The sequence below is a fragment of the Bacillus sp. JK74 genome (assembly GCF_053663395.1).
The window spans coordinates 491,535-516,650 of the sequence record NZ_JBSJQB010000002.1 but is presented as its reverse complement, the minus strand read 5'-3'; the positions used below and the strand labels follow the sequence as shown (position 1 = coordinate 516,650).

Sequence of the window (25,116 nt, the reverse complement as noted above, 5' to 3'; positions counted from 1 at the left end):
GAATGAGACAGGTGGCCAGTAATCAAAACTATCAGTTCACATTAACAATTAAACATACGGACTATATTGTCAGGGATCACCGGGTGCATGGCACCCGGATTATACCCGGTGTCACATTTTTAGATATGATATACCGTATGGCGCTGAGCAAAGGTTTGCCTATTGAAGAACTCGAGTGTCAGAATATTTTGTATTTGGAACCTGTAGCAACATCGGATACCTTTGACAGAGAAATCCGCATCCGTTTTCAGGGATTGGAACAGGGATGGGAAATTCAGGCGAAGAGCAGAAAGGTAAAAGATGACCGCATTCTGGATGAAAGCTGGGATGAGAATATGAACTGCAGGCTCATGCAGAAATTCCCGGAAAACATGAGTTCAATTCATATCGATGAAATCAAACATGCCTCCGTCCGTGAAGCCGATATGGAGATATGTTATGACTATTTAAAAAAGGTTGATATAGAGCATTTTGAATTTATGAAGAGTCTGGGGAAGGTTTATGCGTCTGATCATTCTGTACTTGCAGAGTTGTCGCTCAGCCAAATTGCCAAACAATATACCGGCTGTTTTCAATTGCATCCCACTTTTCTTGATGCGTCTACCATCATATCGATCCTTTATCAGGCATGTCCCGAATATTTTACACAAGGATCTCCGGCAAGCCGGATGAAAACGTATATTCCCATTCATATTGAATCTTTTCGTATGACGAAGCGCCTGGAAGACAGGTGTTATGTGTACATAGAGAAGCAAGACCAACATCATGATTCAGGGGATGTCATCCAAGTAAGTTACGGTTTGTACGATGCACACGGGGAGATGATCGCTTATTTTACCCGGCTGTCTGTGAAACATATTCGCTCAAAAGATTTAATTGAAAATCTGAAGCAGACTCGTTTAGAAACTGAAGCGGCTTCTCAGCCAAAAGACGGCCTGATGAGAAAAGATTCAATCATAGATCGAAGCGAAAGCATTGAGACACACCTTAAAGAATTAATATCCGGGGTTTCAAATATAGATCTGCGTGACATAAGGACAGACATTGGTTTTTATGAACAAGGCCTGGATTCCGCTTCTTTGCTTGCCATTGTCAAAGAACTTGAAAACAAAACAGGGGAACAGCTGTATCCTACACTCCTGTTTGAGCAGAAAACGATCCGGGAACTCGCCGCGTATATTAAAGAAAATCAAAAAATGTCCAGTTATTTCTTAACGCAAAATCAACCGGCTGAAAAGCCTGACATGAAAGAAAGTAAGAACGAAAATCTTTCCGCTCTTATAACAGAAGGAGACATTCAGCAGCTGATCGCAGACATCAAAGGGACTGCCCCTGAAACACTCTCTGTGGTAAAAGGTTTTTATGAACAAGGCCTGGATTCCGTCACACTAATGCAAGCCGTAAAAGCATTGGAGGAGAAAACAGGCAGGGAACTGTATCCTACTTTATTGTTTGAGTATCCGACGATTCAAAAACTTGCAAATTATTTTGCAGAGAGCGGCGAAAAGACTTCCGTTGACAAAGACCTCCCTCTTCATCATGGAGAGAATCATACGGCTCTGACCTATTTAACGCCGTATTGGAGACAAAAGGCTGCCGCTTGGGACCCGCATTGCGGAAATAAAAAGAAAAGAACATGTCTGCTGTTTCAATATAACAGAGAGCTTTTTCATTTTATGCGGGAAAATGCTGAAAATGGATTCGAAAATACACAGATCATTCTCGTTTTATCAGGGAATCGTTTCTCCTATCACGGAGACGGTGTTTATGAGATAGATCACAGGGAGGAAGCCCACTTTGACAGGCTTGCAGCTGATCTGAAAAAAAGGGGGCAAATGCCCGACACCGTGGTGTACGGGTGGCCGGAAGGATCATTTGCCGGCCCGGAAAAAATAAGTGAACAGCTTTCTAAAGGGGCTTACCCGCTATTCTTTTTCAGCCGGGCATTGATGCGCAGCAAGGCGGAAAAAAAGGTTGTATCGCTTTTCCTTTATCCGGCGGATCATAAAAATGATCAGCCGCTTTACGCTTCAGTCCATGGCGCAGGGCAGTCTATTTTGCTTGAGAACCCGAAACTGGCCCTTAAGACAATCGGGATATCAGTTTCAGACAAGTCATCGTTGCCGGCTCTTACAGCTGAAATCATCAGATGCGAATCAACTGAAGCGCATCCGGGAGAAACCGATCTTTATTATGAAGGAAATGTGCGCTGGGTCCGTGCCTTACGGGAAGCAGAACCGGCTCAAAACTCAAGTTTCTCCTTTAAAGAAAACGGAGTATACATGATTACAGGAGGGGCCGGCGGCTTAGGCCTTATATTTGCAGAACATATCGCAGCGCAAACGAAAGCCAATATTATTTTAGCGGGCCGTTCTGACCTGACGGAAGACAAAAAGAACAAAATCAGCCGAATGAAAGCAGGCGGTTCTTCGGTTCAATATATAAGAGGAGATTTTTCAGATAGCCGCGATGCAGAGCGAATCATAAAAACCATTAAAAGGCAATTCGGAGAAATCAACGGTGTGATACACAGTGCCGGTGTGACGCACGACGCTTTATTGATTCAAAAATCAAAAGATGAAATTCAGGAAGTGATCGCTCCGAAAATAAATGGGACGGTCTTATTGGACAGCTTGCTGCAAACCGAACCTTTGGACTTCTTTGTGATGTTTTCATCAAGCAGCTCAATGTACGGGAATATCGGACAGACGGATTACGCATTGGCCAACCGGTTCATTGATCTTTTCGCTGAGTGGCGTGAAGGAATGAGGCGGAAAAAAGAACGCTCCGGCGTCTCAGTAGCCATCGGCTGGCCCCTATGGGAAGACGGCGGCATGAAAGTGGATAAACAAACTGAAAAATGGATGAAACAAAAAATCGGTATGGTTCCCCTTAGTAAAACCAATGGGATCAAAGCTTTTCAAGATTCACTCTCTCTGAACGCATCACAGCTGATCGTGTTTGAAGGTGACAAAGAAAAATTGGAATCTGCACTTCAAGATACCTTCATAGAGGATAAAAGCCGTGAGATCCAAATAAATGAAACGGCTGATATAAGGCATCAAGACATTGCCATTATCGGTTTAAGCGGAAAGTATCCGATGGCTGAAGACTTACCTGAATTTTGGGAGAATTTAAAGAGCGGAAAAGATTGTATTACAGAAATCCCGCCTGACCGCTGGAATATGGATGATTTCTTCAGCGAAGACAGAGATATGAAAGGGAAGTCTTACAGCAAGTGGGGAGGTTTTATCAGCGGAGCCGATCAATTTGATCCGCTTTTCTTTCATATTTCTCCAAGGGAAGCAGAACTTATGGATCCCCAGGAAAGGCTCTTTTTAGAAACGGCCAAAAATTGTTTTGAAGACTCAGGGTACCCGAGAAACATGCTGGAAAAGATGAAAGTCGGTGTATTTGTCGGTGCAATGTGGGGCCAATATCAACTATTTGAAGGAGAAGAAAATGGAGTGGCTTTCTCGCCGGCTTCCGTCTATTCTTCAATTGCCAATCGGGTGTCTTATTACTTTCATTTAAAAGGTCCGAGTTTGGCTCTGGATACAATGTGCTCTTCATCACTGACCTCTATTCATTACGCATGCCAAAGCATACATTGCGGAGAGAGCGATATGGCATTAGCCGGCGGAGTGAATTTGTCAATACATCCGAATAAATATAAGTTCCTCAGCATGGGACAGTTTCTATCAAGTGACGGCAGATGCCGGAGTTTTGGAAAAGACGGAAGCGGTTATGTTCCCGGTGAGGGAGTCGGAGCTGTATTGTTAAAACCATTGAAAAACGCAATAGAAGATCAAGATCAAATATACGGTGTGATTAAGGGAAGCGCCGTTAACCATGGAGGAAAGACGAGCGGGTATTCCATACCGAATCCGGATGCACAGGCGGAGGTCATTTCAGAAGCGCTTCGTAAAGCTGACATTGATCCGAACACCGTCAATTATATTGAAGCGCATGGAACAGGGACGTCATTAGGCGATCCGATTGAAATTCAAGGACTGAAAGATTCTTATCAATTGAACCATCCTTGCGCCATCGGTTCGGTGAAATCAAATATCGGACATTTAGAATCTGCGGCAGGAATCGCTGCGGTAACGAAAGTGCTTCTCCAAATGAAGAATAAGCAGCTTGTTCCCTCTCTGCATTCCGATATTGTTAATCCGTTTATAGATTTTGATCAGGTTCCTTTTCAAGTGCAGCGGAAAGCGGCTGAATGGAATATTCCGCAAAACAGCCATGCTGTTCATCCTTTAAGAGCCGGGGTAAGCGCTTTTGGGGCAGGAGGGACAAACGCGCATCTTATATTGGAAGCGTATGAGCCGCCAAAAGCTTTTGATCATCAAAGCGGCCGAGTGATCTTTGTTTTATCGGCTCAAGACAAACAACGGCTGATAAAATATGCGAAGGTTATGGCTGATTTTCTATCAGAAAATGAATCGAAGGATAACAATCATAAACTGCGTCTTCAGGATATTGCCTATACACTTCAGACGGGACGCGATCATATGGAAGAACGGCTGGCGATAGTGGCAGATTCCGGGCAGGTCATTGCTGAAGAGCTTTCAGCTTATACCAGGGGTGAAAAAAGCAGCTTAAGCTATACCGGTAATACATTCGAATCAGAAGTTCACAATGAAATGCCTCACGTTTGTTCAGATTACGCCGAAGCAGCATCCAAATGGGTAAACGGAAGAAAGATAGATTGGGAGACTTTTGAGGTGAATCGGAATGCCCGCAGGATTTCTATTCCGGGACAACCGCTGATCAAACAGCGGTATTGGATAGCGGAAAAAGGGGAAGCACTTGTTTCAGCGGATGTGAGTAAGACGGGTCACCCTTTCTTGGGGAGTAACACGTCCGATTTTCATCAGTTCAGTTTCACGAAAAAAATCAGCCGTAATCATCCGTTCGCACTAAGTCTGACTGAAGGAAACGTGTCCTTTTTCCCTTACGCATCTTTGGCTGAAATGGCTATCGTTAATGCAGCGGCGGCATTTGGACAACCAGTTCAAACATTGACCGATTTATTGTGGACCGAAAGCATGAACGGAATGACTGATATACGGGAACTGATGATTACGCTGACGCCTGAGCGTGACTTTGCGCGGTTTGACATATATGTAAACACAAAAAATGAGAATAAAGTACGTCTTGCCAAGGGAAATGCGCATATGGTTAAGCCTGAAAGCGGTATGCTTCCTGAAGCGCTTGATATTGCTGAAGTCAAATCAGAAATGACTGAACATCGGGCTGAAGCGCCTTTTGTCATTGAATCAGCGAAAAACAGTTACGGAATGCTGTCGCTTCATTCATTGCCGGATGAGCTTTATGCAAAAAGAGAAAATTTTACGATTTCTCCTGAAGCGCTTGAGTCCGCGATTCAAGCCAGTGCATTTTTTGTCAGCGGAGAAACCTTCCCGGAATTGATCGGAATGGGAGCGGCGGATGTCTATCAGCCTCTCGCTCAAAATTTTTACGTTTATACTCAAAAAGTGAACCGGCAGAACAGCCGTGATGTAACGTGTCATATGACATTTACAGATGGAAACGGAAGCATTCTGGCGGAGTGCAGAGATGTGAGATTCAGATATGGTCATGAAAAAGACACTGTTCAGACGGACGATGAACTCATTCGTCTCCTGCGTAAATTGGAAACCAATGATATTGATCAGAAGGCTGTATTGAAACAATTAATGGGGGAAGAATGATGAACGGAAAACGTGAACAAATCAGCGATATTCTTGATCTGATTCAAACAGGACAAATGTCGGCTGACGAAGGCTATGCCCGTGTGACATCCATTCAGAATCAAAAATCACGGGCATCGAACCATCCGCTTTTATATTACAAGCCGGAATGGACAGAATCGTTCATTCCGAGTAAGAAGAGCGTGTCCTTGACGGGATTGCTCCTGATTTTTGCAGAAAATGAACGGCAAATACAAGAATTGAGCGGTTTGTTTAAGGACTGCACTCTCTTGTTTGTCATCCGCGGAAAAGAATTTGCTGTTTTACATGATGATACGATTTGTATGAACCACGTGAAAAAAGACGATTATCTAAAGCTGTTCCGATACATTCATGATCATTATCAGCCGCCCGAAAAGATTCTTCACTTGTGGTCTGATTCTCAGGCTGACATGAGTAAGGGAGGTATACAGAAACAATTGGAAAACGGATTGTTTTCTCTTCTGTATATTACACAGGCGCTGATTGAACTAAAATGGAAAAAGATACTAAAACTGACGCATGTTTTTCAAACTGAGAATAAAGAACAACTGCCGCTGCATCATGCTCTCGGCGGATTGGTGAAAACCGTTCACCAGGAACACCCCAATTTTCACTATCAGATTATCAATATCACTCTTTCAGAGGGTGCGGGAGCCGCTCTTCCAGCAATAGCTGATATATATCAGAGAGAGTGTGACGAAAAACGGGATATCCATTTTGAAGTGCGCTATGAAAACGGCAGACGTTTTACGAAAAGCTATAATAAAGCCGGCTCATTCGATTTAACCCAGCCGCTGAAACATCATGGGAATTATCTGATTACAGGAGGCCTGGGCGGTCTCGGTTATATACTGGCAAAACATCTGTCGGAAAAATGGAAAGCGAATCTCATATTGACAGGGCGCTCTGATTTAACTGAAGAGCAGAAAAAAAAGATCGAATATTTAAGAAGCTCAGGTTCAACAATTGAATACATCCGATCTGATGTTTCAAAACAAAGTGATGCTGAACGGATGTTTGCTTTTGCAAAAGAGCAGTTCGGCACCTTACATGGAGTATTTCACAGTGCCGGCGTACTCCGTGACTCTTTTATCTTAAGAAAGACAAAAGAAGAAATCGATCAAGTCACAGGTTCGAAAGTTTATGGCACGCTCTGGCTGGCGGAAGAAATCAAAAAAATGAAAGTTGAATTACTTGTCTTGTTTTCATCCACATCGGCAGTCTTCGGATCAGCCGGCCAATGTGACTATGCTTTCGCCAATGCCTTTTTGGATCAGTATGCAGCAGTTATGACCGCAAAAGAGTCTGCCGAAAGGGTGGTGTCAGTCAATTGGCCGCTATGGACTTCCGGCGGGATGAATATTGACGATGAAGGAATATCCTACATGAAACAGGAACTCGGCCTTGACCCGCTAGATGACAGTGACGGAATACAGGCTCTGGAGAACAGCTTGTGTCAATCATCTGAACAGCTGATTGCCCTGAAAGGCCGAAAAGAAAAGATTGAGGATGTGCTGAAGCGTGCCGGCACAATCAGCTTACATTCAGACCGGCAGGAAGATGCCGATTTGCAAAACGATGAATTAAGACAAAATATCATCAGTTATCTAAAAAATATAATGTCAGAGGAATTGAAATTACCGGCCTCACTCATAGATGAAAAACAATACCTGGAGAAATACGGCATTGATTCAGTGATGATCATGCGTCTGACCAAAAAGCTGGAGCAAAGTATCGGCAGATTGTCGAAAACATTATTTTTTGAATATCATTCAATATCGCAGTTAGCCGAATATTTCCTGAGTCATCACAGCGAACGAATGATGAAACTGCTGAACCCGGCCGGCAGATCTGAACTTGTTTCATATCAAAAAAAGCAAAAAAGAAAACCGGTGGAAACAAAAGCGCCGGCACGCTCTGAAGGAGAAGATTCAAAAGAGCACATTGCGGCCGATCCCCTTTCTGCTGATATAGCCATTATTGGTGTCAGCGGCAGATACCCGGGTGCGGAAAACATCAGAGAGTTCCAGAATGTGCTGATGAATGGACGGGATTGCGTAAGCGAAATTCCTGATGACCGGAAGGAAATGCTCGAGGGAAGCTGCTATAAGTGGGGAGGTTTTCTGAAAAATCCAGACCGGTTTGATCCTTTATTTTTCCGGATATCACCGAAAGAAGCGGCTTTTCTTGATCCTCAGGAACGTCTCTTTTTAGAGACAGTGTACAATACCATAGAGGATGCGGGTTATAAACCTTCAGATCTGACCCGCAAAAAGGTCGGAGTATTTGCAGGCGTCACATATGGAAGCTATCAATTTTTCGGCGTTGAAGAATCACTTAAAGGAAATGAACTGGCCGTCGGGTCTCCATTTTCTGCAATAGCAAACAGAATATCGTATTTCTTTAATTTTAAGGGGCCGAGTATGGCGGTGGATACAATGTGTTCATCCTCTCTTAACGCCATTCACTTAGCCTGTGAAAGTATACGGAGAGGGGAAAGCACACTTGCTGTTGCGGGCGGGGTCAATCTTACACTTCATCCGAATAAATATACATTATTAAATCAAAGCCGCTTCTTTGCAAGTGATGGCCGATGCCGTACATTCGGCGAGGGCGGTGACGGTTATGTACCGGGAGAAGGAGTGGGCTCCGTACTTTTAAAGCCGGCGGCGGAAGCGGTAAGGGACGGAGATCATATTTATGCGCTGATTAAAGCGACAGCGGTCAATCACGGAGGGAGAACAAACGGTTTTACGGTTCCTAATCCAAATGGTCAGTCTGAACTGATACAGGACGCGCTTCAGAAAGCTTGTATTGACCCTCGTACAATTAGTTATATTGAAGCTCACGGAACGGGAACCGCACTGGGAGACCCGATTGAGATCACCGGATTAACAAAAGCGTTTCGGGAATTTACGGAGCACACTCAATATTGTTCAATTGGTTCTGTCAAATCAAATATCGGCCATCTTGAGGCCGCAGCGGGAATTGCCGGTTTGACAAAGGTTCTTTTGCAAATGAAATTGAAAAAACTGTTTCCTTCCATACATGCGGAGACGTTGAATCCAAATATTGATTTTAAAGCATCTCCCTTTTATGTACAGCGGTCATTGCAAGACTGGAAGAAACCGAAACTGCAGGAAAACGGAAAAACAGTAACTGTTCCGAGAAGAGCGGGAATCAGCTCATTCGGAGCCGGAGGAACGAATGTTCATATCATTATAGAAGAATATGAAGAAACAAACGTCTCAACAGAACATGTTGAGAACGAACCGCATATTGTCCTGTTATCTGCCAAAGACAATGAACGTCTTCTTGAGTATGCCGAAAACATGAAAGATTTTATTCAGCGTTCACTAAGTCCTGAAGTAAAGGATAAACAGCCTGATATGAAAGAAAAGGTGAATGAAGTACTCAAACCGTTTGTTTCGGAATTGCTTCATATCCATCCGGAAGAAATTAATATTTCTGATCACCTGAGTGAATTTGGCGTAGGGCCTTTGGAATTAAGCCGGATGGCGGATTTTATTAACGAAATGTTTCATATTGAACTCACGATGTATGAATTAACGGATTGCCCCTCTATTCAAGCGGTTACTGAATACTTACTGAAGGAATATGCCGGAGCGATAAGAGACATGTTCCCGAATGAAGTGATGGAAGGCGGCCAATCGGAAAGCGTCGTTTTACGGGATCTGGCATACACTACACAATCGGGCAGAGAAGCGATGGAGGCCAGAGCGGCGATTACCGGTACCTCTCTTAAAGAAATGAAAGATAAATTATCTGAGTTTTGCCGCGGTGACAAGCAAGTTCCAGGCGTATATGTTAATCAGCAATCAGATGCATTTGCTGAAAAAATGAAGGCGTTAACAGAAGGCAGAGCAGGTGAATTGTTTGTAAAGACCATTATTGAGAACGGTGAAGCGGAAAAGCTGGCTCAATTATGGGTTTGGGGGGCGAATATCGACTGGAAATCCGTTCATCAACATTTACAGCAGCCGGGTAAACGGATCTCAATTCCGACTTATCCGTTTGCAAAAGAACGTTATTGGGTTCCGGTCAGGACTGAGAGGGCAGAGATCCCTCAGCATTCTTTTCAACATCACTTGCAAAAAAAATGGAGGGAGAATCCGTTTGTAAATCCTTCCGAAACAAAAGAGTACGGACTGACAGTTGTATTTGTGAATCAAGACACAGAATCAATTGCCCGCACCATTTGTTCGGATATAGATCAGGAGAATCTGATTGTCATAAAACATCACTCTTCATTTATAAAACACTCTGATCAAATGTTTGAGTGTTCTTTATTAGATGAAAACCACGCATACGACGTTATCTGTGAGGTCTTTTCGGGCGGTGAGCGGCAGGTCGAAAATATATTTGATTTCTCAGATATCGGAAACCAGAGTGAAAATCAGAACGGCATCCCATATGGTAAATTCTTATTTATACAAGAAATAATTAAGCGGAGTAAAAAGGAAACACCATTATCCATTTTACAACTAACCAATGGCTTGCAGGTATTTAAAGCGGAAAAACCAAAGCTGACGGGTGCAGAATCAGCTGCTTTTCTGAAAGCCCTTTCTGCGGAATACGGCTTTGTTCATGTGAAAACAATAGATATAGACAGCATGAAAGAAACGCATGAGCTGAAACAAATCTTTGAGATTGAAAGGGCGCAATGTACAGGAGAGAATGAAGTATGCTACCGCAGCGGCGTCAGATATGTTCCGTATTTTGAAGAAGAAAGAATCCATACCGGCGGCGGGCCTGTTTCATTTCCTGCGGATAAAGCCATCGTCATTACCGGCGGAACAGGGGGCATTGGCAGAGCAATAGCTGAAGATTTGGTGAAACGGGGAGTGAAAAAACTCGTGCTGACGGGTACGCGTCCATTACCTTTGCGAAGTGAATGGGATCATTTGCTGAAAGAGGGCAGACAGGACGAAAAGACAGTCAGCAATATAAAACTGTTTCAAAGTTTTGAAGAGAAAGGTGTCGACTATCTGTATTACAGCGGTTCTCTCACAAATGAAGAGAAGCTTCGTTCATTCTTTCACCAAGTAAGTCTTGAATTTAAAGATATTAGCGGTGTCATACACTGTGCAGGACTGCACAGCGGCGGAAATCCGGCCTTTATTCATAAAAGAATGAGTGAATTTAAGACGGTGTACGGGCCGAAAGTCACTGGACTTCAGAATTTGGAGCGGATTTTTAATAATAGGCCGCTGGATTTCTTTATTCTATTTTCATCAATTGCAGCACAGTCACCCAAACTGTCAAAAGGAATGACTGATTACGCGTCTGCAAATGCATATATGGACTATTTCGCGGCTTATCATTTTCAAAAGGGGAGAACGTATTTTACGTCCATCAATTGGCCGAGCTGGAAAGAAGTCGGAATGGGGACTGTGACGAGTCCTTTATATGATGAATTGGGATTGGACTCTCTTTCCACGCGGGAAGGACTGGCGATTTTGTATCATGCACTGGAGAAAAAATCGGCCAATATCATTCCTATCGTGAAAAAAGGAACAGTGTTTCATGCAGACAGTCTCCTGAACATCAATAAAACCGGCAAGGCTTCATTTCCAGCCCGAAGACAGGAGACTCCCGGCACTTTTGATCGTTCAGAAGGGCTTGTCAGTGAACTTTCTGCCGTATTTGCCGAGGAATTGAGCATACCCCTTGAAAAGCTTAACCCAAATACGGATTTTCAGGAATACGGTGTGGATTCTATACTTCTTGTCAGCATTATACATCGTATAGAAGCAATGATTCAGAAAAAAATCGACCCTACTGTGCTTCTTGAACACAACACGATTCATGGTCTTGCGGAATATATCGGTAAGACGGCGCCGCCGTTGAAAAAACAAATCGAACAGACTGATTCTCAAAGCAGCAATCAGCATGATATGCAGTCTGTGACGAGCCGAGATACAGAACCGCAGACGCCTTCCTCTGCAAAGATAGCTGTTATCGGAATCGGATGTAAGTTTCCGGGCGCGGCTGATAAAGAGGAATTTTGGGACAATCTGAGAAAAGGGAAGAATCATATTAAAGAAGTACCTGATTCCCGGTGGAATATAGAAGAAAATTACTCTCCGGTGCAGCAAAAGGGAAAAAGCATCAGCAAATGGGGAGGATTTATCAATGGAATCGGCAGCTTCGATCCGGAGTATTTCCGCATGGAAGAGGAGAAAGCCATCCAAACGGACCCGCTGATAAGACATTTCTTGGAAACGAGTGTACAGACTGTACGGGATGCCGGTTATGAAGAAACAGAATTATCGGGAAAAAAAGTCGGCGTATTTGTCGGTTCCAGAATGGGCGGCTACGGTCACAAACTGCCGAAAGAAAGCAGCAGCCACATCGTCGGGCTTAGTCAAAACTTTATTGCTTCACATGTGTCGCATTTCTTTAATTTTCACGGTCCAAGCATGGTTTCTGATACCGCTTGTTCTTCTTCATTAGTCAGCATTCATTTAGCCTGCCAAAGCATAAAAAACGGTGATTCAGAAATGGCGCTGGCAGGAGGGGCGGATCTGCTTTTGGATGAAATTCCTTACCTGATGTTAACAGAAGGAGGAGCTCTTTCGCCGGACGGTCAGTGTTTTACTTTTGATGAAAGGGCAAACGGCTTTGTACCCGGAGAGGGTTTTGGCGCTGTTCTGTTAAAACCGCTGGAGAAAGCAAAAGCTGACGGAGATCGGATATACGGTATCATTGAAGCATCAGCTATTAATAACGACGGTGCGACAATGGGAATTACGACTCCGAATCCTAAGCTTCAAGAGCAGGTTATTCAAGATGCATTTGAAAAAGCCGATATCACTCCCGGATCAGTCAGCTACGTCGAAACTCACGGCACAGGCACGATGATTGGAGATCCGATTGAGCTTCAGGCTCTGACAAAAGTATTCCGAAGAGACACAAACAAAACGCAATTTTGCGGAGTAGGAAGTGTAAAAACCAATATCGGACACTTATTAAGCGCCGCCGGAGCGGCAAGTTTCATTAAAGTGATTTTATCAATATGGCATAAGGAAATTCCGCCTACATTGAATTGTGAAACGCCAAATCCCCGCTTTGAATTTGAAAAGTCGCCTTTTTATCCGAATACAGAACTGAGAAGCTGGAAGGATGGAAAACGGAGGGCGGGCATCAGCGCTTTCGGTTTTGGCGGAACAAACGCCCACCTTTTGGTAAGCGGCCTGGATGATTCATATCATTCCGTCAGAACTCCGCTGCCGCCTGCCGAGTTTGTCAGAAAAGAGTACTGGCCGGATTCAAATCGGAAAAAACAAATCAAACAGAATAAAAAACGGCTTCTTGAAATTATTGATGAAACAGAGTAGCACCTGCTCTGTTTCTTTACTTTGTAAAAGAAGAAAGGTTGTCGAGTTGCATGAGGTTCAGCGTATTAGTCAAACATGACGATTATATTGTTTCAGACCATGTCCTTCATCAAGTGCGTACGATACCCGGCGTAACGTATCTGGATTTAATAACACGATTTTTAGCTGATAAAGGGATATCACCCCGAAGTTTTGAAATCAAACATGTTTTATTCCGTGAACCTGTTGCCACGTCAGTCCATTTTGATAAAAAAGTCACCTTCCAGTTTACGGAACAAGAAAACGGCTGGCTTGTTGAAACAACAAGCAGGAAATGGGTCGCTGAAAAGGCGGAAGGTGAAGCGTCAGTCAACTTGCAGGCGGAAATCATAAGAAAAAATGCGATAAACGAAAAGACAATTTCAATCGAAGCATTAAAGAAAGGGGCCGTCCGGACTTCGGAGGCTGAAGCCGCCTATCGTAATTTGCGCAGGGGCGGCCTGATTCATAAAGATTTTATGAAATTGGAAGGTACGGTATATGAAGGTGAAAATTATATTCTGGGAGAGGTCAGTTTAAGCGGACTTTCAAAAGAATATACAAATGACTTTTACATGCATCCCGCATTTTTGGATGGGTCTCTCAGCCTGTTGGGAATCCTTACATCAGACTTGCCGGATGAAGGAACAAATGCGTTTATCCCTATATATATTGAGACATTCCGGGCACTGCATAAAACAACCGGATCTTGTTTTGTGTATATTAATAAAAACAGTATAACGCAGCCGCCTTCTAAAGACATTTTATATGCGGACATAGAAGTATACAGGCCTGATGGAGAGCTTGCTTTTTATTATGAACGATTCGGTGTGAAAAGAGTCAGAAATGAAAAATCAATACAAAGGCTGGAGCATTCCCATAAAGCAAAAGAGGTCGGCAGCGTAACGAACAATAAAGAAATGATCAGAAATAATTTGATCCAAGAGATAGCCGGCATGATTGAAAAGCCTGCTGAAACGGTGAAGAATGATATTTCCTTTTACGAGATGGGCTTGGATTCTAAACAGTTATTAGACTTATCCAAAAAATTAGAACTGATGTTAGGTTCAAAGCTGTACCCGACTTTATTATTTGATTACTCCACAATCGGTGAATTGACGGAATATCTGCAGGAGAAATACGGAGCTCGCGTTACAGACTCTATCTCTGATACAGTTCAGCACCAAGACAGTCAAAAAACATTAACAGATGAGCTGTCATCCATTATTGGAGATGTTACAAACACGCCGCCAAATAAAGCGGACAAACATCAATCTTTTTACGAACTGGGTCTTGACTCAAAACAGCTGCTGCATATATCGAAAATGCTCGAGGAAAGATTGGATACACAATTGTATCCGACATTGCTTTTTGATTATAACAATATTCATGATTTAGCGGCTTATTTAGAAGAAAAATATGATGTGCGTAATACGCCGGCCGCAGCTGTTAAAGAAAAAACGCAAACGAAAGAGCCGTCTGAAAAGCCGATGCTTGAATCTTTGTATTTACAAAAAGAATGGATTGAATCGCCATTAAAGTCCGGAGAAGTGCCTAAGGAAAATACATTGATTTTCGATTTTGACAGTTCATTGAGTGATGAAATCCGAAAGTACATCGGCAGTGAAAATGTTATTTATGCGGAAGCCGCCGCTGAATATGAAATGGTAAATGAAAAGCATTATAAATTTAATCCGGAGCAGTCTGCTCATTACACCAGACTGTTAGATGATATGAAAAAGTCCGGAGCGTTTCCGGCGTCAATCATTCATTACCTGTCAAAAAAAGCTTATACTGAGGCAGCGTTAGATTTGACTCACAGCTTTTATTCAATCCTTTATTTAAGCAAAGCGTTGATCCGTCAAAAAATAAAAGATAACATCAACATTTTGTACGTACATGACAAGGATCAATATACAAATCCGGTTTACTCCGCGATTGGAGGCTTTTTTAAAACGCTGAATGCGGAGCAGCCGAATATAAAGTGTAAAACGGTTGAGATTTCTTCAAGACAGACCATTGAAAAAGCACCTTTGCTTCTCAATGAATTAAGCGCCGGACATCATGAGGCTGTGAAATATGACGGCGATCAAAAAAGGCGGGTGACAGCATACAAAGATGCTTCGCTGCAATCAGGGCAAAAGGCCGCAAAGTTTGTAAAAAACGGAGTGTATCTCATCATCGGAGGGTTAAGCGGCATCGGCTGGATTATTTCAGCGTTTATTTATGCAAATCACGGAGCCAGCGTTATCATTGCCGGACGATCGAAAATGACAGCAGAAATGGAAGAAAAATTAGACAGCATCCGATATGACGGGGCAAGCATTTCTTACATCCAGGCTGACATGTCAGATAAACAGCAGGTCATCAATTTAGCGGAAAAAATTCATGCTGATTATTCCGAAATCAACGGGGTCATTTACAGTGCAGGCGTGTTGAAAGACTCTTTCATTATGAATAAAACAGACGCAGAAGCTCAGGCGGTGCTGCAATCAAAGGTCAATGGTGTGATTCATTTGGATGAAGCGCTCAGAAATATGCCTTTAGACTTTTTTGTTTTGTTTTCTTCCATCTCATCAGAAATCGGAAGTCTGGGTCAAGCCGATTATGCCTACGCCAATCGTTTTCTGGAGCATTTTGCCGAGTGGAGGGAATGTATGAGAAAGGAAGGGGGGAGATCAGGAAAAACCATCGCTGTAAATTGGCCTTTCTGGAAGGACGGAGGCATGTCAGTTGATCCCGGCATTCAAGACATTATGAAAACGGAGTACGGACTTCACCCATTAGAAAATAATGCCGGAATCAAAGCTTTTGAACACTCGCTTCTCGGCCAAGGCCACCAGCTGATCGTGTTATACGGAGAAAAAGAAAAAATACAAAATGATTTCAATCCGTTATCCGCCCGTTCAGCACCGCCTCTAGTAAGAGATTCAGCGATTGCAGCCGATTTTGATGCTTCGTCAATCGTTACGGAAGAAGCTGAAAGTCCATTCCGAATACTCGGCACAGCTTCCAATCGTCATCTCGACGATTATTTGCATTATTGGAGCAGACTGAAGAAAGGAGCCCTTCAGCACGATCAAAGCGATGCCGCAAAAAAACTCATCGCTTTTTACCAGACAGAAGAAACGGAAACGGTTCATTTTCTGGCAAACACAGAAAATGCCCGGCATATGGAAATATTGATGAGCGGTAAGGGTGAAACAATTTTACTGATTTGCGGTTTTGCTACCACTGCTTACATGTGGAAAGAACAAATGAAGGAGTGGGCAGACCAATTTAATGTAATTGTCATCCACACACCGGGTTACGGGCTGAGTGAGGGGAGCGCCGATTTTACATTGAGCGGGCTGGCTCAGACTTTTATCGAAGTGCTGAACGAGATAGGGGTTGCTTGGCCGATCCACATTGCGGCAGCTTCTTGGGGAGGCATGATAGGGCAGAGGATAGCCTATGAATACCCTGAAAAAGTAAAAACACTCATTCTTTCCGGAAGTTACACCGAATACGAAGAAGACCCTGAAAGCAGTGTTGAGGAAAAACTGAAAAATGATTTTATAGCTATAGGAAAATCGCATGAATATGAAAGTTTATACAGGAATCAATTCTTAAATGCTTCTATTGAACGTTTTATGAAGATACATCAACAAGAAGGCTATTCTACGATCTGCTTTTTAAAAGACATTCATACAAGAACGCTTATCCTTACGGGTGAGAAGGAAAGCGTAGTTGATCAGAAAGAAACAAAAAGGCTGAAGAAACTGCTGAGCAATGCAGAATTAAAGAAAATTAAGGGAGCGGGGCATCTTCCGAACATCACACACCCGGAAGAATTTAATAAAGCGGTGTCAGAATTCATCAAGAAATCAGTAAGTAAGGGATGAAAACGATACATACAGTACAGGGGGAGAAAACAATGAAACAAACAATAAGCAATCCGGCATTTGATATGAAACAAATTAACGCTCTTAACAGCCATTATCAGACGATGATAGACAATGGAGATCTGCAATGTGCGAGTTATATGATGTCAAGAGGAGGCGAGGTTTTTGCAGCTGAGTCGTTAGGGGAATTTACCGGCGGACAAAAAGAAAAGCAAACATTTCAGCTTGATACAATCAGAGAAATCGGTTCTTTGACAAAAGTGTTTACCGCTGTAGCCGTCATGCAGCTCGTCGAAAAAGGTCTGCTCGATCTGAAAATGCCGGTCAAGCTCATTTTGCCTGCGTTTGATAAACCGGGTTTCGGAGACATTAAAATTTTACACCTTTTGACTCATACGGCGGGATTAAGTTTTGAGCTGGATATTCAAAAGGCTGAAGCGATTGACTTAACGAATGAGGAAGAATGGATAAACTATCTGATCAGTACGCCTTTAGAGTACGGAGTGGATGAAGCATGGAACTATTCCAGAACCGGCTTTGTTATACTTGGCATCATTATTTCAAAAGTAACAGGCGTATCCTACGAACAGTATGTGACAAAGCATATTATTGAAGCGCTCGGATTAGAAAGAACGTTTTTTTATGTGCCTGATGCGTTAAAAGAAGAAGTTTGTGTGATCAATGAACACGAGTGCGTACAGCTGGAAAAAAGTCATCACCCGTATTTTCCGAATAAAGCGACAAGCGGTCTGTACTCTTCGCTGGAAGATATTTGGAAGTTAGCTGAAATGTTTAGAAATAAAGGCAGATTGAAAGATAAGAAGCTGCTTGGAAGAAAAACAGTCGAGGCCATGCTGAGAAATCAAATAAAGCCCGGTCTTCCTTTTTACTTCTTCGGAGCGCCCAGAGAGGAAGGCGGCTTTGGTTTAGGCATTAATTTGTGGCCGGCCGGTGACCATTATTTCATGACAGAAGGCACCTTCTCACATCTTGGAATGGGTTGGTGCGGCATGTTTTCTGATCCAGCCGAAGATTTTACGTATGTATTTTTCACTCCGATTTCCGAGTTTCATCCTCATGCCGTGCTGACGCCGCTGAATATCGTGTGGGCGGGTATTGAATAATTAGACAAAAGCATCGTCCCGTCTGTCCGGCAGGCGGGACGATTGCTAACTGCCCGTTTTTATCCCGCGGCATCTTCTCAAAGCCCGCCCTCGAAGTTAAATAACTTAATTTACTCTTTGTAATTTTTTTTAATTATAGTACAGTAGAGCCTTTTTATAATACAGTTTAAAGTCTTTTATAGTACAGTTTGGCGCAGTATGATCTTAAGTTTTATAAGCGGTTTCAAAATAAGGTTATAAATAATTGACGGCTTTGTTTAATTACTGTAAACTATGGTTGTTGATCATATTGTACTAATAAAAAATCTTTTTTTATTAGTACAGTTTAAACGTCATTATCTTTGCTTAAGCGCTATGTGAATTTCTGAATGATTATTTTTAGAATTGCAGAGCATGATAAGACTGTTTTTAATACGGATGGCTAAACGGTATCCTAACCCTGTTAAATCAAAAGAAGAGGTGGTTTAAAAAATGGCTGCAAAGACAAAAACTTCAATTGTTGATAGCAAAAAACAATTTGATGCTATTAATAAGCAGTTTGAAACGTTCCAAATTTTAAATGCTGAAGGAGAAGTCGTAAATAAAGACGCAATGCCTGATCTTTCAGATGATCAGTTAAAAGAATTAATGAGAAGAATGGTGTATATCCGCATTTTAGACCAGCGTTCAATTTCTCTTTCCCGTCAAGGACGTTTAGGTTTCTATGCACCGACAGCGGGCCAGGAAGCTTCTCAAATTGCATCACACTTCGCGCTTGAACAGGACGACTTTATCCTTCCGGGTTATCGTGACGTTCCTCAGCTGATTTGGCACGGGCTTCCTTTACATCAGGCATTCCTTTTCTCAAGAGGCCATTTTAAAGGTAATCAGATGCCTGAGGGAGTAAATGCTTTATCACCTCAAATTATTATTGGTGCTCAAATTATTCAAACCGCAGGTGTAGCTTTAGGTCTTAAAAAGCGCGGTAAAAAAGCGGTTGCTATTACTTACACTGGTGACGGCGGAGCTTCTCAAGGTGACTTCTATGAAGGAATGAACTTTGCCGGAGCATTTAAAGCGCCAGCGATCTTCGTTGTTCAGAATAACCGCTATGCGATTTCAACTCCTGTAGAAAAGCAATCATCCGCGCAGACAATTGCCCAAAAAGCAGTTGCTGTCGGTATTACAGGTGTTCAAGTAGACGGAATGGACGCACTAGCCGTTTACGCTGCAACCGCAGAAGCACGCCAGCGCGCAATTAACGGTGAAGGTCCGACTCTGATTGAAACTCTTACATTCCGTTACGGACCTCATACAATGTCCGGTGACGATCCGACTAAATACCGTACGAAAGAAATAGAAAATGAATGGGAGCAAAAAGACCCGCTCGTACGTTTCCGCAAGTTCTTGGAAAACAAAGGACTATGGTCTGAAGAAGAAGAGAACAAAGTGATTGAACAGGCCAAAGAAGAAATCAAACAAGCTATCAAAAAGGCTGACGGCGAATCAAAACCGAAAGTAACAGAGCTGATTGAGAATATGTTTGAAGAGCCGACGTTCAACTTGAAAGAACAACTTGAAATTTACAAAGCGAAGGAGTCGAAGTAAGCCATGGCGCAAATGACAATGATTCAAGCGATCACTGATGCGTTACGCACAGAACTGAAAAACAATGAAAACGTTCTGCTTTTCGGGGAAGATGTAGGCGTTGCCGGAGGCGTATTCCGTGCAACTGAAGGCCTTCAAAAAGAATTCGGTGAGGACCGCGTATTTGACACGCCGCTTGCTGAATCCGGTATCGGCGGTCTCGCTCTCGGTTTAGGCCTGCAAGATTACCGTCCTGTTATGGAAATCCAATTCTTCGGATTCGTATATGAAGTAATGGATTCAATCTCAGGACAAATGGCTCGTCTCCGCTACCGTTCCGGCGGACGCTGGACTTCTCCGGTGACAATCCGTTCTCCATTCGGCGGAGGGGTTCATACACCTGAACTTCACGCTGACAGTTTGGAAGGCCTTATCGCTCAGCAGCCGGGTATTAAAGTTGTTATCCCTTCCACTCCTTACGATGCAAAAGGACTGCTGATTGCCTCTATCAGAGACAATGATCCGGTTGTTTTCTTAGAGCATATGAAACTTTACCGTTCTTTCCGTCAGGAAGTTCCTGAAGAGGAATACACAATCGAGCTTGGCAAAGCTGATGTGAAACGCGAAGGTACTGACCTTTCTATCATCACATACGGCGCGATGGTTCATGAGTCGCTTAAGGCTGCTGAAGAGCTTGAAAAAGAAGGCGTTTCTGCTGAAGTTATCGACCTTCGCACTGTAAGCCCGCTTGATATTGATACGATTATTGCTTCTGTTGAAAAAACAGGCCGCGCAATTGTCGTGCAGGAAGCTCAAAAACAAGCCGGCATCGCTGCCAACGTTGTAGCTGAAATCAATGACCGCGCGATTCTGAGCCTGGAAGCTCCGGTTCTGCGTGTTGCGGCGCCTGATACAGTATTTCCTTTCTCGCTTGCTGAGAGCGTATGGCTTCCAAACCATAAAGACGTTCTTGAAACTGCGAAAAAAGTTCTTGAATTTTAATCAGGCATCATAAAAGACGGTAAAGAGAGTCCTTTTCTCTTATGATGAAGGAGTCTGTTTACTAGGTTCAATGCTTGCGTATGCATAACTAAAATTTGCTTAATCAACTAGGAGGTCGAAAACTGTGGCATTTGAATTTAAACTTCCGGATATCGGGGAAGGTATCCACGAAGGCGAAATCGTAAAATGGTTTGTTAAGCCGAACGACGAGGTAGAAGAAGACGATGTTCTGGCTGAAGTGCAAAATGATAAAGCAGTGGTAGAAATTCCTTCACCTGTTAAAGGAAAAGTATTAGAATTAAAAGTTGAAGAGGGAACAGTTGCAACTGTTGGACAAACGATTATTACGTTTGACGCACCTGGTTACGAAGATCTTCAATTTAAAGGAAGCCATGATTCAGGAGAGGCGAAAACTGAGGCTCAAGTTCAGTCGTCTGCTGAAGCAGGGCAGGATATCTCTAAAGAAGAGACTCCTAAAGAGCCTGCAAAAGAAACCGGCGCAGGACAGCAGGACCAAGCGGAAGCTGATCCGAACAAACGCGTGATCGCGATGCCTTCCGTACGCAAATATGCCCGTGAAAAAGGCGTGGATATCCGTAAAGTAACAGGTTCAGGCAATAACGGACGTGTTGTAAAAGAAGATATCGACAGCTTTGCAAATGGAGGAGCGGCTCAAGAAGCGGCACCGCAAGAAACAGCTGCACCTCAGGAAACAGCTAAACCTGCAGCGGCTCAGGCTCCTGAAGGCGAATTCCCTGAAACACGCGAAAAAATGAGCGGTATCCGTAAAGCGATCGCGAAAGCAATGGTGAACTCTAAGCATACTGCACCGCACGTAACTCTTATGGATGAAGTTGACGTAACAAATCTTGTTGCTCACCGCAAACAGTTCAAACAAGTTGCTGCTGATCAAGGCATCAAGCTGACTTATCTGCCTTACGTCGTCAAAGCATTAACATCCGCTTTGAAAAAATTCCCTGTTTTAAACACATCGATTGATGATAAAACAGATGAAGTGATCCAAAAACATTACTTCAACATCGGAATTGCAGCGGATACCGAAAAAGGCCTGCTTGTGCCGGTAGTGAAAAATGCCGACCGTAAAGCCGTTTTCGAAATCTCTGATGAAATCAACAGCCTTGCTACAAAAGCGCGTGAAGGCAAGCTTGCACCTGCGGAAATGAAAGGCGCTTCTTGCACGATCACAAATATCGGTTCTGCCGGAGGCCAATGGTTCACACCGGTTATCAACCACCCAGAGGTTGCGATTCTCGGTATCGGCCGTATTGCTGAAAAAGCGATCGTCCGTGACGGTGAAATTGTAGCTGCTCCTGTCTTAGCTCTTTCTCTCAGCTTTGACCACCGTATGATTGACGGAGCAACTGCACAAAATGCGTTAAACCACATCAAGCGTTTACTGAACGATCCACAACTTATTTTAATGGAGGCGTAATGTTATGGTAGTAGGAGATTTCCCTATTGAAACAGATACTCTTGTGATTGGTGCGGGACCCGGCGGCTATGTAGCTGCCATCCGCGCTGCTCAGCTTGGACAAAAAGTAACAGTCGTTGAAAAAGCAACGCTTGGAGGCGTTTGTCTGAACGTCGGCTGTATTCCTTCAAAAGCGCTCATCAATGCAGGCCATCGTTACGAGAATGCAAAACATTCAGATGACATGGGAATCACTGCTGAGAACGTAACGGTTGACTTTACAAAAGTCCAAGAATGGAAAGCTTCTGTTGTAAATAAGCTTACCGGCGGTGTTGCAGGCCTTTTAAAAGGAAATAAAGTGGACGTTGTAAAAGGGGAAGCTTATTTCGTAGACAGCAACTCTGTCCGCGTAATGGATGAGAACTCTGCGCAAACATACACATTTAAAAACGCAATCATTGCTACTGGTTCTCGCCCTATCGAATTGCCAAACTTCAAATATAGCGAACGCGTTCTGAACTCTACAGGCGCACTTGCGCTTAAAGAAATTCCGAAAAAGCTCGTTGTTATCGGCGGCGGATATATCGGTACTGAGCTTGGAACAGCGTATGCGAACTTCGGAACTGAATTGGTTATTTTAGAAGGCGGAGATGAAATTCTTCCTGGCTTCGAAAAACAAATGAGTTCCCTCGTTACCCGCAGACTGAAGAAAAAAGGCAACGTTGAAATCCATACAAGCGCCATGGCTAAAGGCGTTGAGGAAAGACCTGACGGCGTAACAGTTACATTCGAAGTAAAAGGCGAAGAAAAAACGGTTGATGCTGATTACGTATTAATCACTGTCGGACGCCGTCCGAACACTGATGAGCTCGGCCTTGAGCAAGTCGGTATCGAAATGACTGACCGCGGTGTCATTAAAACAGACAAGCAGTGCCGCACAAACGTACCGAACATTTACGCAATCGGTGACATCATTGACGGACCTCCATTGGCTCACAAAGCGTCTTACGAAGGTAAAATCGCTGCGGAAGCTATTTCAGGAGAGCCGGCTGAAATCGATTACCTCGGTATTCCGGCGGTTGTATTCTCTGAGCCTGAACTGGCTTCTGTCGGTTACACTGAAGCACAGGCGAAAGAAGAAGGCATTGAAGTCGTTGCAGCTAAGTTCCCGTTTGCAGCAAACGGACGTGCGCTGTCTCTTAACGAAACTGACGGCTTCATGAAGCTGATCACCCGTAAAGAAGACGGTCTTGTAATCGGTGCGCAAATTGCCGGCGCAAGCGCTTCTGACATGATTTCTGAATTGAGCCTGGCGATCGAAGGCGGAATGACTGCTGAAGATATCGCAATGACAATTCACGCTCACCCGACATTGGGCGAAATCACTATGGAAGCTGCCGAAGTAGCAATCGGAAGCCCGATCCACATCGTAAAATAATGATGTAACAAAGAAACAGCCCCCGTTTGTAAAAGCGGGGGCTGTTTTTATTGTGCAAGCACATGCTGCATAGGTTTGATGATATCCTCTTTTTTCTTTACGGATCCCTCAATCTTCATGACCACATGCCGATGATTGATCACCATCAGCGCAGGGAACGTGTTGATTTCCTCTTCCCATCCCTTTCTGTTGTCATAAACCTTCATTTGATCGACATGATGGGGATATTTCTTTTCTAAATCAAGAATCGCATCGTAATAAGGAACTTCTTTATCTATATGATTTTCATCGGAAAAAAACAAGATTTGAGTGTGATGAATGCTGTCGATCCGGTTATTTTTGAATGGAATGACAGTAGAAACCGAACAGCTTGACAGAACGAACAGCATCAAAAAAAAGGGAATCACCGTACGGTAGCGCATCTATCTTACTCCTCTGTTTTATATAATATATTGGTTCATCCATTTATAAGGACTATATTAAGTGTATCACGAGAGGTGAAAAACCTAAGGCTTGTTACTGAATTGTTATATAATTGAAACCGTTTTTAATGAAGAAATAATACGTGTGACAACTTGTACAGCCGATGTGTAAAAAAGGCACATTGTTTTTCGTGAGAGCGCTGTTTTTTCGTTATACTGGGGGCAAAACCATATCAGGAGGGATTGTCATGTATAAAGCCGCTGCAGCCGTCATATGTATGTGCTTACTCGCCGGCTGCCAATCAAATGAAAAGATGCAAACAAACAAACCCCATTCTCAAGCCGCGGCCAATCATGCCAAACGGGAAAACCATCATACAAAAGAGAAAAAACAGAAGGCGGAGCCCCGTTACTATATCAATCCGAAAACCTTTTCTGTGGAAAAAATGGATGAACAGAAAGAAAAAAAACCGATCGCATTGGTAACGATCGATGACGCGCCTGATCAGCATGCCGCTGAGATTGCGGACAAACTGCATGATCTCAATGCGTCAGCGATCTTTTTTGTAAACGGACATTTTTTGAAAAAAGATGAAAATAAGAAAGCGCTTAAGCATATTCATGAGTTAGGCTTTATGATCGGAAATCATACAATGACTCATCAAAACTTAAAAGATCTTTCCGAACAAAAACAACGGGAAGAAATCATTGGCGTCAATAAAGCGGTTGAAAAGGTAATAGGAGAGAAACCCGCATTTTTCAGGGCGCCTTTCGGAAGCAATACGGACTACAGTGACAGACTTATAAAAAAAGAAGGAATGGTGAAAATGAACTGGACCTTCGGGTATGATTGGGATCAGAAATATCAATCAAAAAAAGCGCTTACCGATATCACCCTGAGCAGTCCTTACCTGCGGGACGGCGCCAACATATTGATGCATGACCGGAAATGGACGGCTGAAGCCATGCCGGACATTGTAAAAGGATTGCGTCATAAAGGATATACCGTGATTGACCCTCGAGCTATAAAAAGACCGTAAAAAATAAATGTGTTATACAATTTATCAGTTGACATATTAAATGTGACATAATAATATAATAACAACAAGTGAAAATTAAGCGTTT

10 protein-coding genes are annotated in these 25,116 nt (G+C 43.2%); 9 read left to right on the top strand and 1 reads right to left on the bottom strand.

All coding sequences use genetic code 11. The features are described from left to right. Nucleotides 1–11: 11 nt before the first annotated feature. From ACWJJ5_RS07040 to lpdA, 8 genes are all read left to right on the top strand, one after another. Nucleotides 12–5,723: a type I polyketide synthase gene (locus ACWJJ5_RS07040; RefSeq protein WP_454022301.1), complete on the top strand. Its 5,712-nt coding sequence runs from the start codon at nucleotides 12–14 to the stop codon at nucleotides 5,721–5,723. Next, nucleotides 5,723–13,105: an SDR family NAD(P)-dependent oxidoreductase gene (locus tag ACWJJ5_RS07035; protein WP_454022300.1), complete on the top strand. Its 7,383-nt coding sequence runs from the start codon at nucleotides 5,723–5,725 to the stop codon at nucleotides 13,103–13,105. Before ACWJJ5_RS07040 ends, ACWJJ5_RS07035 begins: the two co-directional genes overlap by 1 nt. A gap of 50 nt (nucleotides 13,106–13,155) precedes the next feature. Then, complete coding sequence (locus ACWJJ5_RS07030) at nucleotides 13,156–17,007, top strand: alpha/beta fold hydrolase (RefSeq protein ID WP_454022299.1); 3,852 nt, start codon at nucleotides 13,156–13,158, stop codon at nucleotides 17,005–17,007. 32 nt (nucleotides 17,008–17,039) lie between these two features. Beyond that, on the top strand, nucleotides 17,040–18,131 hold the full coding sequence (locus ACWJJ5_RS07025; protein ID WP_176283306.1) for a serine hydrolase domain-containing protein: 1,092 nt from the start codon (nucleotides 17,040–17,042) through the stop codon (nucleotides 18,129–18,131). A gap of 471 nt (nucleotides 18,132–18,602) precedes the next feature. Continuing rightward, nucleotides 18,603–19,718, top strand: coding sequence for a pyruvate dehydrogenase (acetyl-transferring) E1 component subunit alpha (pdhA, locus tag ACWJJ5_RS07020; protein ID WP_003154530.1), 1,116 nt, complete (start codon nucleotides 18,603–18,605; stop codon nucleotides 19,716–19,718). 3 nt (nucleotides 19,719–19,721) lie between these two features. Then, complete coding sequence (pdhB, locus tag ACWJJ5_RS07015; RefSeq protein ID WP_003154528.1) at nucleotides 19,722–20,699, top strand: pyruvate dehydrogenase complex E1 component subunit beta; 978 nt, start codon at nucleotides 19,722–19,724, stop codon at nucleotides 20,697–20,699. A 124-nt stretch (nucleotides 20,700–20,823) separates the two neighbouring features. Continuing rightward, nucleotides 20,824–22,152, top strand: coding sequence for a pyruvate dehydrogenase complex dihydrolipoyllysine-residue acetyltransferase (gene pdhC / locus ACWJJ5_RS07010; RefSeq protein ID WP_003154526.1), 1,329 nt, complete (start codon nucleotides 20,824–20,826; stop codon nucleotides 22,150–22,152). A 4-nt stretch (nucleotides 22,153–22,156) separates the two neighbouring features. After that, entirely contained in the window at nucleotides 22,157–23,569 is a 1,413-nt protein-coding gene (lpdA, locus tag ACWJJ5_RS07005) for a dihydrolipoyl dehydrogenase (RefSeq protein WP_033574600.1), read from the top strand. Between the two features lie 47 nt (nucleotides 23,570–23,616). Here the strand turns inward: lpdA and ACWJJ5_RS07000 are convergent, their stop codons facing one another. Beyond that, the gene (locus tag ACWJJ5_RS07000; RefSeq protein ID WP_014304946.1) at nucleotides 23,617–23,991 is read right to left on the bottom strand and encodes a hypothetical protein; all 375 of its coding nucleotides are present in this window, start codon (nucleotides 23,989–23,991) and stop codon (nucleotides 23,617–23,619) included. A 248-nt stretch (nucleotides 23,992–24,239) separates the two neighbouring features. Between ACWJJ5_RS07000 and ACWJJ5_RS06995 the strand changes: the two genes are divergently transcribed. Beyond that, nucleotides 24,240–25,031: a polysaccharide deacetylase family protein gene (locus tag ACWJJ5_RS06995; protein WP_025851434.1), complete on the top strand. Its 792-nt coding sequence runs from the start codon at nucleotides 24,240–24,242 to the stop codon at nucleotides 25,029–25,031. Nucleotides 25,032–25,116: the final 85 nt, after the last annotated feature.

Bases quoted from the DNA above. Each gene is read 5' to 3' on its own strand.
- ACWJJ5_RS06995 (WP_025851434.1), top strand. From the start codon at position 24,240: ATGTATAAAGCCGCTGCAGCCGTCATATGTATGTGCTTACTCGCCGGC.
- ACWJJ5_RS07000 (WP_014304946.1), bottom strand. From the start codon at position 23,991: ATGCGCTACCGTACGGTGATTCCCTTTTTTTTGATGCTGTTCGTTCTG.
- ACWJJ5_RS07030 (WP_454022299.1), top strand. From the start codon at position 13,156: ATGAGGTTCAGCGTATTAGTCAAACATGACGATTATATTGTTTCAGAC.
- lpdA (WP_033574600.1), top strand. From the start codon at position 22,157: ATGGTAGTAGGAGATTTCCCTATTGAAACAGATACTCTTGTGATTGGT.
- pdhA (WP_003154530.1), top strand. From the start codon at position 18,603: ATGGCTGCAAAGACAAAAACTTCAATTGTTGATAGCAAAAAACAATTT.
- ACWJJ5_RS07025 (WP_176283306.1), top strand. From the start codon at position 17,040: ATGAAACAAACAATAAGCAATCCGGCATTTGATATGAAACAAATTAAC.
- ACWJJ5_RS07035 (WP_454022300.1), top strand. From the start codon at position 5,723: ATGAACGGAAAACGTGAACAAATCAGCGATATTCTTGATCTGATTCAA.
- pdhB (WP_003154528.1), top strand. From the start codon at position 19,722: ATGGCGCAAATGACAATGATTCAAGCGATCACTGATGCGTTACGCACA.